This window comes from uncultured Dokdonia sp. (assembly GCF_947496725.1).
GTDB lineage: Bacteria > Bacteroidota > Bacteroidia > Flavobacteriales > Flavobacteriaceae > Dokdonia.
Genome location: NZ_CANMDS010000006.1, coordinates 145,258 through 159,150 on the forward strand (window position 1 = coordinate 145,258; position 13,893 = coordinate 159,150).

12 protein-coding genes and 1 riboswitch are annotated in these 13,893 nt (G+C 40.1%); of the genes, 2 read left to right on the top strand and 10 right to left on the bottom strand.

Features of this window, described 5'->3' with window-relative positions; translation table 11 throughout:
• Positions 1-210: 210 nt before the first annotated feature.
• The gene (locus Q0948_RS13455) at positions 211-879 is read left to right on the top strand and encodes a carboxypeptidase-like regulatory domain-containing protein (RefSeq protein ID WP_298353757.1); all 669 of its coding nucleotides are present in this window, start codon (positions 211-213) and stop codon (positions 877-879) included.
• Between the two features lie 22 nt (positions 880-901).
• Here Q0948_RS13455 and Q0948_RS13460 read toward each other — a convergent pair whose 3' ends face one another.
• From Q0948_RS13460 to Q0948_RS13495, 8 genes are all read right to left on the bottom strand, one after another.
• A complete protein-coding gene (locus Q0948_RS13460; protein WP_298353759.1) occupies positions 902-1,285 on the bottom strand; it encodes a hypothetical protein in 384 nt (127 codons plus the stop codon).
• Positions 1,286-1,296: 11 nt separating this feature from the next.
• Positions 1,297-2,262: a methylenetetrahydrofolate reductase [NAD(P)H] gene (metF, locus tag Q0948_RS13465; RefSeq protein WP_298353763.1), complete on the bottom strand. Its 966-nt coding sequence runs from the start codon at positions 2,260-2,262 to the stop codon at positions 1,297-1,299.
• A gap of 3 nt (positions 2,263-2,265) precedes the next feature.
• Positions 2,266-4,956, bottom strand: coding sequence for a methionine synthase (metH, locus tag Q0948_RS13470; RefSeq protein WP_298353766.1), 2,691 nt, complete (start codon positions 4,954-4,956; stop codon positions 2,266-2,268).
• The gene (locus tag Q0948_RS13475; protein WP_298353769.1) at positions 4,956-5,954 is read right to left on the bottom strand and encodes a homocysteine S-methyltransferase family protein; all 999 of its coding nucleotides are present in this window, start codon (positions 5,952-5,954) and stop codon (positions 4,956-4,958) included. The genes metH and Q0948_RS13475 overlap by 1 nt, the downstream gene beginning before the upstream one ends.
• Complete coding sequence (locus tag Q0948_RS13480; protein ID WP_298353772.1) at positions 5,954-7,123, bottom strand: aminotransferase class I/II-fold pyridoxal phosphate-dependent enzyme; 1,170 nt, start codon at positions 7,121-7,123, stop codon at positions 5,954-5,956. Before Q0948_RS13480 ends, Q0948_RS13475 begins: the two co-directional genes overlap by 1 nt.
• Before the next feature lie 2 nt (positions 7,124-7,125).
• The gene (locus Q0948_RS13485) at positions 7,126-8,214 is read right to left on the bottom strand and encodes an aspartate kinase (RefSeq protein WP_298353775.1); all 1,089 of its coding nucleotides are present in this window, start codon (positions 8,212-8,214) and stop codon (positions 7,126-7,128) included.
• On the bottom strand, positions 8,202-9,173 hold the full coding sequence (locus Q0948_RS13490) for an alpha/beta fold hydrolase (protein ID WP_298353778.1): 972 nt from the start codon (positions 9,171-9,173) through the stop codon (positions 8,202-8,204). Before Q0948_RS13490 ends, Q0948_RS13485 begins: the two co-directional genes overlap by 13 nt.
• Positions 9,174-9,267: 94 nt before the next feature.
• Positions 9,268-10,560 carry an O-acetylhomoserine aminocarboxypropyltransferase/cysteine synthase family protein gene (locus Q0948_RS13495; protein WP_298353781.1) on the bottom strand — a complete coding sequence of 431 codons (1,293 nt, stop codon included), beginning with the start codon at positions 10,558-10,560 and terminating at the stop codon, positions 9,268-9,270.
• Positions 10,561-10,719: 159 nt separating this feature from the next.
• A riboswitch (SAM riboswitch) is annotated at positions 10,720-10,841 on the bottom strand.
• Positions 10,842-11,251: 410 nt separating this feature from the next.
• Between Q0948_RS13495 and metK the strand changes: the two genes are divergently transcribed.
• Positions 11,252-12,505 carry a methionine adenosyltransferase gene (metK, locus tag Q0948_RS13500; protein WP_298353783.1) on the top strand — a complete coding sequence of 418 codons (1,254 nt, stop codon included), beginning with the start codon at positions 11,252-11,254 and terminating at the stop codon, positions 12,503-12,505.
• Between the two features lie 118 nt (positions 12,506-12,623).
• On the opposite strand, the gene Q0948_RS13505 is transcribed toward metK, so the two are convergent.
• Positions 12,624-13,166: a CIA30 family protein gene (locus tag Q0948_RS13505; RefSeq protein ID WP_298353786.1), complete on the bottom strand. Its 543-nt coding sequence runs from the start codon at positions 13,164-13,166 to the stop codon at positions 12,624-12,626.
• Positions 13,167-13,231: 65 nt separating this feature from the next.
• On the bottom strand, positions 13,232-13,852 hold the full coding sequence (locus tag Q0948_RS13510) for a TMEM175 family protein (RefSeq protein WP_298353788.1): 621 nt from the start codon (positions 13,850-13,852) through the stop codon (positions 13,232-13,234).
• Between the last annotated feature and the right edge of the window lie 41 nt (positions 13,853-13,893).

The following is a 13,893-nucleotide window of genomic DNA, read 5'->3' on the forward strand; positions in this document are numbered from 1 at the left end:
CTTTTTTCGTCTTTGAGACGAGGTATATAATATGCAGCAGGCTTTCTTTTATAGAGAGCCTGTTTTTTATTGCGCTTTCGCGAAAGCGGAATTACAGAATTTGGCGCTAGAGGATTTTTTACTCATTAAAAAGGCCACTTCACTCATTCCAGATTTAAAAAAATATAGAGGGCTAGTATGTTTGTCGAGCAATCAAAAACACTAAGAGTTATGAGAACCGTTATCGCACTTCTATTCACACTAATACCTATATTAAATATAATTGCCCAAGTAAAAATTGCTGGAACTATTTATGGTGATGAAACACCTCTAGCATTTGCCACGGTTACAATTAAAGGATCCGAGAAAGGAAGTATTACAGACGAGAACGGCCATTTTACATTAAGTGCAGAGACAAATGATATTTTATTAATCTCTCACGTGGGTTTTAATGCCAGAGAAATTAAAGTCACCCACTCAAACACTTTGAACATTAAGTTAGATAATAACAATCTGGAAGAAGTTATAGTTTATGCGCAAAATATAAAGACCGAACAAAAAGTGATTGGTGGTTGTAAATTTCACTCAATTGCTAGATGTATTGCAAAAGCCATTGGTGTTAGAATTGATAACGAGCGAAACGTACAACCTGAAAAAATTAGAGCTGCTTTTCCAAACCCTACATCTAGCGGATATTTCGACATCTTACTTAATGAGACCTTTCACAAAGTTTCAGTTACAATATCATCTATGACCGGCCAAATTATAGGCTCTAAGACTACATATGATATTAATCAATTAAATAACCTTGATATTTCGCCCTATGCTCCTGGAGTTTATGTTGTAAATATCATTGCAGATGGTAAACCTCTTAAACCACTTAAAGTTATAAAATCGTAATACCATATTAGAGAATACCTAACTATCCCGCAAGTCTACACGCACCATATACCTCTGGGATTCCCATAAGGCGTACCTCGCGCAAGCTATTACCATAACGCTCCACTCTCATAGGTATTAACCATATTGCATACCCAAAAATCACTACCCACAATGCAACAGCTATAAAAAAAGATGCAATAGGGTCTACTAGGTAACACAGATACTGAACGCCTGTTACAGCAGTTGCTGCCTTTATCACATACCTAGCCCATAGCTTGACTGCGTATGCTCTTACCTTATGTTCTTTTCTGGTTTTTGGCAATTCCATACCGAAATGCGTAAGCAAGCCATATGCAAAAGGTCTATGTGCAGTTGCGGCCACACTTATGCTACCTAATAGCGTTAAAAAATGTAGTATCTCCATTAGATTAATTTTTAAAAAACAGCCGCTGCTATCTGTCTAATATTATCACTTTTACCCATTGAGTAATAATGAAGTACAGGCACTCCAGCAGCTTGCAACTCCTTGCTCTGCTGTATGCACCACTCTATCCCTATCTGGCGTATGGCAGCAGTATCTTTGGCTTTTACAACTTCCATTACTAGTGCATCTGGCACGTCTACGCTAAAGCGTTGCGGAATTAAATTGAGTTGCTTCTTTGTCGCCAGCGGCTTGAGTCCTGGTATAATAGGTTTTGTGATACCCGCGGCTCTACATTTTTCTACAAAGTCGAAGTATTTCTGATTGTCAAAAAACATTTGGGTCACCACATAACAGGCACCAGCTTCTAGCTTTTTCTTTAAAAAATGAATGTCACTTTCAAGACTGGGCGCTTCCAAGTGTTTCTCTGGATATCCCGCCACACCTATGCAAAAGTCTGTTTTGGCGCTATTCTGCAAATCTTCATCTAGGTAGGTGCCGTTGTTCAAATCAATAATTTGCTCTACAAGGTCTTGCGCATAGATATTTCCGTTTTTATTGGGCTTGTAGTAAGTCTCACTCTTTACCGCATCACCACGTAAGGCCATCACATTCTCAATACCTAGAAAATCCATATCTATCAAAAAATTCTCAGTGTCTTCTTTTGAAAAACCTCCGCATAACACGTGTGGTACTGCATCTACTTGATAGCGGTTTTGTATCGCAGCACAAATACCCACGGTACCAGGTCGCTTGCGCACCACCTTTTTCTCTAGCAATCCATCCTCACGCTCCTTATAAATGTATTCCTCACGGTGATAAGTTACATCTATAAAAGGCGGTTTAAATTCCATAAGCGGATCTATATTATCAAAAATGGTATTGATATTTTGCCCTTTAAGAGGCGGCAAGATTTCAAAAGAAAAATCGGTTCTCTTCGCTGCTATTGCTTTTGCTATGTGATCTCTTACTTTTGTCATAATCTACTCTGCTATATTTGGGGTGAGCCATTTTTCCGCTTTCGCGAAAGCAATATTTTTGCGGCTCGCATAGTCCTTTACTTGATCTTCTTTTATTTTTCCTAGTCCGAAATACCTCGCCTCAGGGTGCCCAAAATAATAACCACTCACACTTGCCGCAGGCCACATCGCCAAACTTTCGGTAAGTGAAACACCTATTGACTCTTCCACGCCAAGCAACTTCCAGATAGTCTCTTTTTCCAAATGATCTGGACAAGCGGGATAACCTGGCGCTGGACGTATACCTTGATATTTTTCTTTTATTAAATCTGTATTAGCTAGTGCTTCTCTGGTGGCATATCCCCAGTGTTTTGTGCGTACCTCCTTGTGTAGATATTCGGCAAAGGCTTCTGCGAGCCTATCTGCAAGTGCTTTAATCATTATAGCGCTGTAATCATCTAGCGCATCTTCAAACTCTCTTGCCTTTCTAGCTGTTCCAAATCCTGCTGTAACACAAAAAGCACCCATATAATCTTGCAATCCACTATCGAGCGAAGCAATAAAATCTGACAGCGCGATATTGGGCTTGCCTACCGCCTTTTTTGATTGTTGCCTGAGCGTTCTAAACACCACCGCATCTTCACCCTGCTCTTGACTTAGAATTATATCATCTTGGTTATTTGCATTTGCTTTAAAAAGTCCAAAAGTCGCTTTGGCAGTGAGCCATTTTTCGGCAATGATTTGTTTGAGCATTTTTTGTGCATCGTCAAATAGTTCGCTGGCTTGTGTTCCTACCACCTCATCTGTCAAAATCTCTGGGTACCTACCGTGCAAATCCCAACTCCTGAAAAATGGACTCCAATCTATATAAGGCATCAGTTCGTTGAGATCTAAATGTTCAATCACCTGTACACCTAGTTCTTTTGGAGGGACAATATCTTCGGCTTTAAAATCTATTTTTAATTTATTTGCTCTCGCCTGCTCAATCGTCAAGTATTCCTTAATGCGTTGTCTTGAGTTAAAATTTTCGCGAAAGCGGGCATATTCCTCCTTCAGTTTATTTTTAAAAAGAACACTTGTTTCTTTCTGTAACAAATCACCCACAATAGTCACCGCCCTGCTGGCATCGTTTACGTGCACAACAGCACTCTCATAATGCGTGTCAATTTTTACAGCGGTGTGTGCCTTGCTTGTGGTCGCACCACCTATCAAAACTGGGATTTTGATATCTTGTCTTGCTAGCTCTTTGGCTAGATAAACCATCTCATCAAGGCTAGGTGTAATCAAACCACTTAGACCTATGATGTCTGCATTTTCGGCAAGGGCGGTGGCTATGATTTTTTCTGGTGGCACCATCACACCTAAGTCTATAATCTCATAATTATTGCAAGCTAGCACAACGCTCACGATGTTTTTACCTATGTCGTGCACATCTCCTTTTACGGTCGCCATTACAATTTTACCCGCACTCTGACTCGTAGCTTGGGTACCGTTTCTCAGCTTCTCTTCTTCTATGTAGGGCAATAAATAAGCAACGGCTTTTTTCATCACTCTGGCAGATTTTACCACTTGAGGTAAAAACATCTTCCCACTCCCAAAAAGGTCTCCCACCACATTCATACCCGTCATTAAGTGACCTTCTATCACTTTGATAGGAGCATCTACAGCTTGTCTAGCCTCTTCTACATCTTGCAGAATATAAGCATCTATTCCTTTTACTAGTGCTCTGGTGATACGGCTCTGCACATCCTCTGTTCGCCAGGCTTCGGTTTCTTTTTGTGTAGACTCTTTTTGACCTACGGTCTCTGCAAATGTGAGCAAGCGCTCTGTTGCATCATCTCTTCTATTGAGTATTACATCTTCGACACGCTCTAGTAAATCTGCTGGAATATCATCATACACCTCCAGCAAGGCGGGATTAACGATACCCATATTCATCCCTGCATCGATAGCGTGATACAAAAACACCGAGTGCATCGCCTCGCGCACGGCATTATTCCCTCTAAAACTGAAAGACACATTACTTACACCACCACTCACACTACAATGAGGTAAATTATTTTTTACCCATCGCGTGCTCTCTATAAAGTCTAATGCATTGCGTTTATGCTCATCCATACCCGTCGCCACAGGAAAAATATTGAGATCAAAAATGATGTCTTCTGCCGGGAAGTTTACCTCATTAATTAAAATCTCGTAGCTGCGCTTTGCAATCTCAATGCGACGCTCATAAGTATCTGCCTGACCTACTTCGTCAAAAGCCATTACAATCACAGCGGCACCATAACGTTTGATAGCCTTTGCTTGCTGTATAAAAATGGATGCTCCTTCTTTTAAAGAAATAGAGTTTACAACACATTTACCTTGTACTACCTGCAAGCCAGCTTCTATAATCTCCCATTTTGAGCTATCTATCATAATGGGCACTCTCGCGATATCTGGCTCTGCAATCACAAGATTTAAAAAGGTCACCATTGCCTCCTTACCATCTATGAGACCGTCATCCATATTAATATCAATGATCTGTGCGCCGTTTTCTACTTGATCTCTTGCAACAGATAGTGCTTCTTCAAATTGTCGCTCTTTTATGAGTCTCAAAAACTTTCTTGATCCCGCAACATTAGTACGTTCTCCTACATTTATAAAATTACTTTCTGGCGTAATCACTAGAGGCTCAAGACCAGAAAGTCGCATATATCTAGGAGTCACATTCATTATAGCTTACATTTTCTAGGGGTTACATTTGCTACCAGTTGAGCAATGGCTTTAATGTGTGCAGGTGTGGTGCCACAGCAGCCACCCACAATATTTACAAGGTTTTTATCGATATATTTTTTAATCTGTGTTGCCATTTGCTCTGGTGTTTCATCATACTCACCAAAAGCATTAGGCAATCCCGCATTAGGATGTGCAGAAATACCCACTTCTGTTTTACTTGCTATGGCTTCTAGATGTGGCTGCAGCTGACTAGCGCCTAGCGCACAGTTAAAACCAACAGACAACAGCTGAATATGAGATACTGAAATTAAAAATGCCTCTGCCGTTTGCCCAGAAAGCGTTCTACCAGAAGCGTCTGTTATAGTACCCGAAATCATTACTGGCGTGTCTATTGCTCGCTCCTCTTTTACCTGATCTATCGCAAAAAGCGCAGCCTTTGCATTGAGCGTGTCAAACACAGTTTCTACCAGCAGCAAATCCACACCACCGTCTAGCAAGGCTTCTACTTGCTGCTTATAAGCAACTCTAAGTTCTTCAAAACTCACGGCACGATACCCCGGGTCATTTACATCTGGCGACATACTCGCTGTCTTATTTGTAGGACCTATGCTTCCTGCTACAAATCGTGGTTTGTGAGGTTCTTTTGTGGTTATGGATTGAGCGACATCTTTGGCAATTTTCGCGGAAGCGTAATTTAAATCATACACATACTCCTCCATCTCATAATCTGCCATTGCGATGGTGGTACTCGAGAAGGTGTTAGTCTCCACAATATCTGCTCCAGCCTCAAAATATTTACGGTGCACCTCTGCAATTGCGGCAGGCTGCGTGAGTGACAGTAAATCATTATTACCTTTTACAGACCGATGAAAATCTTTAAAGCGCTCTCCTCTAAAATCTTCTTCACTAAAATTATATGCCTGTAGCATCGTACCCATCGCACCATCTAGCACGAGGATTCGTTCTTTCAAGTTCATTTTTAATTGTGCTGCCATTAGTTCTCTAGTGCTTGGATAATATCATTTTTAATGTCTTCTATATGTTCTAAACCTACAGATATACGGATAAGACCATCTGAAATACCTACCTCATCGCGCTCAGCGCTCGACAGCTTGCTGTGGGTAGTGCTAGCAGGGTGACTTACAATTGTTCTGGTATCTCCTAGGTTTGCTGTGAGCGAACACATCTTTATGGCATTTAAAAAATCACGCCCTTTTTGTAATCCGCCAGCAAGTTCTATTGTTACAATACTCCCTCCTGCTTTCATTTGTTTTTGAGCAAGTGTATATTGAGGATGTGATGGTAAAAAGGGATAACGGACTTTTTTGATTTGAGGTTGATTCTCTAAGTGTGTTGCGAGCTCAAGTGCATTTTTACAATGACGATCTACTCTTACCGAGAGCGTTTCGAGACTTTTTGAAATTGTCCACGCATTAAAAGGAGATAATGCAGGTCCAGTAACTCTAGCAAAGCGATAAATCTTATCAATTAGCGCTGCACTACCTACTGTTATACCACCCATTGTACGACCTTGACCGTCTAGGAGTTTTGTTGCCGAGTGAATGACAATATCCGCACCAAAACGTATAGGTTGTTGTAAATATGGTGTTGCAAAGCAATTATCTACTATAAAAATAAGATTATGCTTTTTAGAAAAATCTCCCAGTTCTTGTAGGCCTACTATATCTATTGCAGGGTTAGTAGGCGACTCGACATAAATCACCTTTGTATTAGGTTGTACTTTTGATGCTAAGTCATCTAGTTTTGTTCCATCAAAATAGGTATGAGAAATATTCCATTTTGGTAAATACTTTGTAAACAGAGTATGTGTATTTCCAAAAATAGCCCTTGCCGAAAGTATGTGATCTCCACTATCTAACAAAGCAGCAAATGTGCTAAAAATAGCACTCATCCCTGTAGCAAACGTCACTCCCTGTGCTGCACCTTCTAGCAAACATATTTTTTTTACAAGCTCTGCGCAGTTGGGATTTGTATACCTACTGTAAATATTTCTTTTTTTCTCCTCTGCAAAGGAAGCTCTCATCTCTTCTGCCGTATCAAACACAAAACTAGAAGTAAGGTACACAGGTGCTGAGTGCTCTTGATGTAAAGAACGCTCTGTTTGCGTACGTATCGCAAGTGTATCTGGATGGTAATCACTCATAACTAGTTAAGACTTGTGGTGATTTTTAAAATATCGCTCAGAACGCCTCTTGCTGTCACCGCTTTTCCTGCGCCAGCTCCTTGTATCACTAGCGGGTGATCGCCGTAGGAGTCTGTATAAATTTCAAAAACGGCATCTGCACCTTGCGTTTGTCCCAGCGCTGTGTGCTTAGATTCTTGCACTAGTTTTACTTCAAGTTGTTGTGTCTTTAAATCTAACTCACCTACGTGCCTCAACACTTCATTTGCTCCTAGTTGGGATTTACTTTTCTCAAAAATGGCATCAAGGGTTTTTACGCTTTCGCGAAACTGTGGTAAGGTAGTGGTACCATTTAAAGCTTTAGGCACAAGTGATTGTACTTTTACATCGTCAAACTCTTTTGTGAGGCCTACCTCTCTCCCTAAAATCAAGAGCTTGCGTGCCACGTCTTTACCAGATAGATCTTCTCTCGCATCTGGCTCAGTGAGTCCCAACGCATCTGCCTCAAGTAATATGTCTGAAAAACTCTTATCCTCTGCCGAAAAGGTGTTAAACAAATAACTAAGAGAGCCAGAAAATATACCTCGTACCTTATGTATTTCTTCACCACTATCGTATAAACTTTTTATGGTCTCAATGATAGGCAGTCCTGCTCCTACATTTGTTTCATATAAGAACTTCTTGTTGTGCTGTTTTAAGGATTTACGTAGGGTTTTATAAAAATCATACGAGCGTGTGTTTGCAATTTTATTTGCCGTTACAATATGAAATCCATTTTCGACGAGAGCTACATAGTTTTCTACAAACTGCGGACTCGCAGTGACATCTACCGCGATAAACGAGCTTTTATCATCGTGATTTGACTCCTGTTGTTGTTTTAACTTTTTCGCGTAAGCGTAAATATCATCTAGTGTGTATGGATGTGATTGGTTCTCAAAATCTGCACTCCAGCTTCCTGTCGTCTCATTTTGAAATAATGCCAGTGTAGAGTTTGCAATACAAAAAATGTTAAGCTGCTTACTAGAAGACTTTTTATTAAAATCTGTAATCTGTGTGATGAGCGTGCTCCCCACATTACCTATACCAAAAATGGCGATGTTTATTTGTGACATAATTGTGTTGAAAAAATGGGTTTTACAAAGCTTGACAACTGCTCATATTCTATTAAAAAGGCATCGTGACCGTGTATGGATTTAATCTCATCATAGGTAGATGAGACACCCATCTCTTGTAATTGCAAGTGGGTTTCATACATCTCATCTGCTAGAAAAAGTCCGTCTGTATCTATAGCTACTTGATGCACGGTACCGGTAAAGTCACACAGGGACTCTTTAAAATCTTTGCTTCCTTGTGTAATATCTGCACTAAGCAATAACTGATTCATAAGCCTATATGCCGATAGCGAAAAACGTTCTGAGAGTTTTATGCCGTGGTGATTAAGCCAGCTTTGTGTATTGTATAATTGCTCATCGCGCTTACTGCGATTAAACTTCTCTTTAAAAGAAGCTGGTGTGCGATAAAAGGTCATTGCGTGCATACGCGCATCTGCTACGGGCTGGCTAGAATGGGTAAGCAAGCTGTCTTGTATATGACATTGTGCTATCACCCAGTCTGTCGCTTTCCAGTCTGTCGCAATAGGTATTAAATGTTTTATAAGCTTTGGCTGTTGGCTTGCGAGTTCCCAGGCTATCTGCCCTCCTAAGGAACCACCTACAACGGCAAAAAGTGATGTTATGTTAAGATGCTGTAGCACCTCCCCGTGTATGCGTGCAATGTCATAATTTGTAAACTCTTTATAAGCTGTAATACGCTGCGTGCTTGCGTGGCCATTACCTGGTATATCTATAGATAATATGGTGTAGCAACCTGTGTCTATAGCTTTTTCTTTACCTATCAAATCACTCCACCAGCCCTTATTACCGGTTATGGTAGAGTTACCCGTGAGCGCGTGATTAACCAGTACTACAGGAGCTGTACCTAGCACCTGACCTGCCAGCTGGTATGACACTTCGAGATCACAATGATAACCAGAACGTGTGGTAAAAGATGATATGGATACGATGTTAAGCATATGTATTGCAGTTTAAGATGGGGTGAAAGGCTACTTATTGTAAAAAAGCTCCAACTAGCTCTGGCAAAAAAGCTAGCTGGAGCATCACAATTAATTACACTAAAACAGTTTTATCTACGCGCGCAAAAGCCGCTACGAGATCTTCTTTAAGATCTTCTATATTTTCAAGACCTACAGAAAGACGCACGAGATCTTTAGTTACTCCAGTTGCCTCTTGCTCTTGGTCTGAGAGTTGCTGGTGTGTGGTGCTCGCTGGGTGTATAATGAGTGATTTACTATCACCTATATTTGCGAGTAGTGAGAAAAGCTTAGTCTCGTTTGCAATAGTTTTTGCACTTTCAAAACCACCTTTTAAACCAAAGGTTACAATCCCACTCTGCCCCTTAGGCAAGTATTGCTGTGCAAGATCATTGTACTTACTTGACACAAGACCTGGATAATTTACCCACGCCACCTCATCACGAGTTTCTAGCCACTGCGCAAGTGCAAGTGCATTTTGCGAGTGCTTTTGTAATCTAATTTCTAGTGTTTCTAGTCCTTGTAAAATTTGGAATGCATTAAATGGACTTAATGCCGCACCGTGATCTCTCAATCCTTCTATGCGCACCTTTGCAATAAACGCTGCCTCTGCTAGTGCATCGTGGTATACTAAGCCGTGATAACCTGCAGATGGCTCTGTAAACTCAGGAAATTTACCATTACTCCAATCAAATTTTCCTGCATCTATAATCACTCCACCTAGTGCGGTACCATTACCGTTTATGTATTTTGTAAGGGAGTGTATCACGATATCTGCCCCGTGCTCAATTGGGTTAAGAAGCGCTGGAGTTGCCACCGTGTTATCTACAATGAAAGGGACTTTGTGCGCTTTCGCGAAAGCGGAAATACCTTTTAAATCTAATACATCCAGCTTAGGGTTACCTAGTGACTCCACAAAGAAGGCACGGGTATTTTCTTGTGCTGCGTTTTTAAAATTTTCTGGATCTGAAGGATCTACAAAAGTGGTTGTAATCCCAAAACGAGGAAGTGTCACACTTAGTAAATTATACGTTCCTCCATAGAGACTACTTGAAGCTACTACGTGGTCCCCTTGCTTTAACAGTGTAAGTAGCGTGGTGTTAATTGCCGCAGTACCAGATGCGGTTACTACAGCTGCCAGCCCTCCTTCTATCTCTGTGAGGCGCTTCTCTAGCACATCATTTGTAGGGTTATTAAGGCGTGTGTAGATAAAACCTGGCTCAGAGAGGTTAAAAAGGTTTGCTGCGTGGTCTGCATCATTAAAAACGTAGGCAGTGCTCTGGTAAATAGGCACGGCTCTTGTTCCTCCGTTTGCTGCATAATCGTGTCCTGCGTGCAACGCTTTGGTTGCTAATTTTTGTGTACTCATTTTTCTTTTTTTTTTGAGTTTAATAGATTCCCTCTCACCTTGTGTGAAAGGATTAAAAACAAAAGCCAAACGTCTCTTAAACCTTTTACAGGCTCTCAAGATTTTTAAGAAAAATATTATAAGAAAAAACATAAGCACGTACCTGAGCGGTACTGCTCGATGTTATCTATCCTCAAGATTCGGTAATGAGCGACTCTTGGGTAGAATGTAGCACCTTCTTTCTAAGTGAAAGGGTTGCTAAGGCTTCATAGGGTCATTCCCTCAGCCTTTCTTGATAACATTTCAATAAGTTGTTGAACTTTGTGAGCACAAATATTGTAAAAACAATTTCACAATAACAAACTTTTTAGAATAATTTTCTAAATAAAGTTGTGTTAAATTCAATTAGACAAAAATTAAACTGCATTTAATCCATATATAAAACTATTTTTCTAATCCCTCCGTAAAAGCAGAAAATAGGTCTTAGGAAATTTTCACAAAAAAATAACATTACCCTACCAGATTGGTAGGGTAATAGATTATTTATATCATTAAAGTTTCTTTACTTTTGTCCCCATAATAACGAGGACAGATTTGACTGCTTGCAACCTCAAAAAAAAATGGCTAAAATCAAACACAAGACTTTAACATTTCTTGTGTTATGTTTCTACCCAGCACTCGTCAAATCTACTTCTTGACAAAAAATTAAAAAATGGCTTATTTATTTACCTCAGAATCTGTTTCTGAAGGACACCCTGATAAAATTGCAGATCAAATTTCTGACGCACTTATCGATAACTTTCTTGCTTTTGACACGCAGTCTAAAGTTGCTTGCGAGACCCTAGTTACAACTGGGCAGGTAGTTCTTGCAGGAGAAGTAAAGTCTAATGCATACCTAGATGTTCAAAAAATTGCCCGTGAGACTATTAATAAGATAGGATACACAAAAGGTGAGTATATGTTTGACGGTAACTCTTGTGGTGTACTGTCTGCCATACACGAGCAGTCTGATGATATAAATCGTGGTGTAGACCGCGAGAGCAAAGAAGAGCAAGGTGCAGGAGACCAAGGTATGATGTTTGGCTATGCGACTAAGGAAACTGAAAACTATATGCCACTAGCTCTCGAGCTATCACATAGATTACTCATTGAACTAGGTAAACTACGCCGTGAGGATGATGAGATTACCTACCTACGTCCAGATGCCAAAGCACAAGTTACTATTGAGTATAGTGATGATAACGTGCCGCAACGCATTGAAGCTATTGTGGTGTCTACACAGCACGACGACTTTGATGAAGATGAAGCAATGCTAGGTCGCATACGTGGTGACATACAAGACATTCTTATACCACGCGTAGTAGGAATGCTACCAGAAAATATCGCTGCGCTCTTTAATGATGATATTAAGTATCACATCAACCCAACGGGCAAGTTTGTGATAGGTGGACCTCACGGAGACACAGGTCTTACAGGTCGTAAAATTATAGTAGATACGTATGGTGGTAAAGGAGCTCACGGTGGTGGTGCTTTTTCTGGAAAAGACCCATCAAAGGTAGACCGCTCTGCAGCTTATGCAACGCGTCACATTGCAAAAAACTTAGTAGCTGCCGGAGTAGCAGATGAGATACTTGTACAAGTCTCTTATGCAATAGGTGTTGTTGAGCCTATGGGAATCTTTGTAGATACCTACGGTTCATCAAATGTATCGCTATCTGATGGTGAGATTGCTCAAAAGGTAACCGAACTTTTTGATATGAGACCAGCTGCAATAGAAAGCAGATTAAAACTGCGCTCTCCTATATACAGCGAGACTGCAGCATATGGACATATGGGACGTACAAACGAAGTGGTGACAAAAACTTTTGAAAGCTTTGACGGCAAGAAAAAGGAAGTTGAAGTAGAACTCTTTACTTGGGAAAAACTAGATTATGTAGAGAAAGTAAAAGAAACTTTTAATCTATAATCTATCCGTATAGATAGTAAAAAAGGGAGCCTAGTGGCTCCCTTTTTTTGTTTTGTATATTATCACTCATATGTGTTCAATGTGATTTCTCGACAGGCTCGAAATGATAAAAATGTAGTTACTCAAATATGATTTTATCAACTTCGATCTCAAAATCTGTTGCGGCTTTTGTATTTGAAATTAGCCCTATACGTATAATATCTGCAAGATCTTCTTTATCGGGATGCCCTTCCAGAGGTTGCCCTAATCTGTAGGTGCCAAAATCTGCGAGATTATAGGTGACGGTTTTCCACTCCCCTTGAGTGATGGGTAGGTTTATTTTATAATTCGGCCTCCAGAATCTTTTATACTTATTGAGCGTGAGCCCAAAATCTTGCCCTGTGGATTTATATCGCACAGTCACGGTCGTATAACTCGATAAATCATACGACTGGTAAGGAGTTCTCAAGGATGCAAAACCACCATTATTCTCAAGACTTACGCTTCCGCGAAAGATGATACTTTCCTTAGTTTGCTCAATACTACCCGTAGATAATCCTCCCATCACACCATCAAGCACGACAAACCAGTCACCACAAGTGTTGCAAGTAGTTCCAAAATCAAAAGAGAGCGGTGTCGTGTTCATAGTAGTTGTGATCAGTAAGGCTAAGAGATATTTCATAGCTTTTTTGTTTAAAGTTACGCTTTCGCGAAAGCGTAAACCTTATACTTACCACATTTTTAACACTACTCGGCAAGTGTCATTTTCTTCTTAAAACGACGATCAATAAGAAATTGAACAACAAAAAGAAAAACAAAAATCACTCGAGCAAACATTGGGAACACCAGCGTACAGAGCGCGGCAAGAACCCAAATTATTAAAACATTTATAGCCCTTGCACGGTACCAGCGATACAGTACTCTGGTAAAACCTGTTTTCTTATTTTCTGAGTAATATACATAGCGCGTCATAATTAAGTTAAAAACACCTATAACCGCAAGATTGATACAGTAAAACATAAAAGGACCTGGGTAATCAAACCCATTTACGTACATCGCTGTTGAGAATGGAAGTAAGACGATGGTGAGCAAGAAAAATATATTAATCCACAGTAGCTTACCCGTTACCACACTTACAAATTTCATTAACTTAATGTGACCTATCCAATATAATGCACTCACTAAAAAACTCACCACTAGACCTATGAAATCTGGTATTCTGTTAGCAAGAACGGCTCCAAAAGACAACTTATTAAGTGTTGCAATACTAGGGACACCCACCTCGAGAATAAGCAGTGTCATTACGATAGAAAATACAGCGTCTGAGAAGTTGATTACCCGTGTTTTATCATAAGTTTCTTGTATCATTTTTCTAAAGTAATTAAAAAAAGTAAAAGCGACCTCATAAA

Bases quoted from the DNA above. Each gene is read 5' to 3' on its own strand.
- Q0948_RS13455 (WP_298353757.1), top strand. From the start codon at position 211: ATGAGAACCGTTATCGCACTTCTATTCACACTAATACCTATATTAAAT.
- Q0948_RS13460 (WP_298353759.1), bottom strand. From the start codon at position 1,285: ATGGAGATACTACATTTTTTAACGCTATTAGGTAGCATAAGTGTGGCC.
- metF (WP_298353763.1), bottom strand. From the start codon at position 2,262: ATGACAAAAGTAAGAGATCACATAGCAAAAGCAATAGCAGCGAAGAGA.
- metH (WP_298353766.1), bottom strand. From the start codon at position 4,956: ATGAATGTGACTCCTAGATATATGCGACTTTCTGGTCTTGAGCCTCTA.
- Q0948_RS13475 (WP_298353769.1), bottom strand. From the start codon at position 5,954: ATGGCAGCACAATTAAAAATGAACTTGAAAGAACGAATCCTCGTGCTA.
- Q0948_RS13480 (WP_298353772.1), bottom strand. From the start codon at position 7,123: ATGAGTGATTACCATCCAGATACACTTGCGATACGTACGCAAACAGAG.
- Q0948_RS13485 (WP_298353775.1), bottom strand. From the start codon at position 8,214: ATGTCACAAATAAACATCGCCATTTTTGGTATAGGTAATGTGGGGAGC.
- Q0948_RS13490 (WP_298353778.1), bottom strand. From the start codon at position 9,173: ATGCTTAACATCGTATCCATATCATCTTTTACCACACGTTCTGGTTAT.
- Q0948_RS13495 (WP_298353781.1), bottom strand. From the start codon at position 10,560: ATGAGTACACAAAAATTAGCAACCAAAGCGTTGCACGCAGGACACGAT.
- metK (WP_298353783.1), top strand. From the start codon at position 11,252: ATGGCTTATTTATTTACCTCAGAATCTGTTTCTGAAGGACACCCTGAT.
- Q0948_RS13505 (WP_298353786.1), bottom strand. From the start codon at position 13,166: ATGAAATATCTCTTAGCCTTACTGATCACAACTACTATGAACACGACA.
- Q0948_RS13510 (WP_298353788.1), bottom strand. From the start codon at position 13,852: ATGATACAAGAAACTTATGATAAAACACGGGTAATCAACTTCTCAGAC.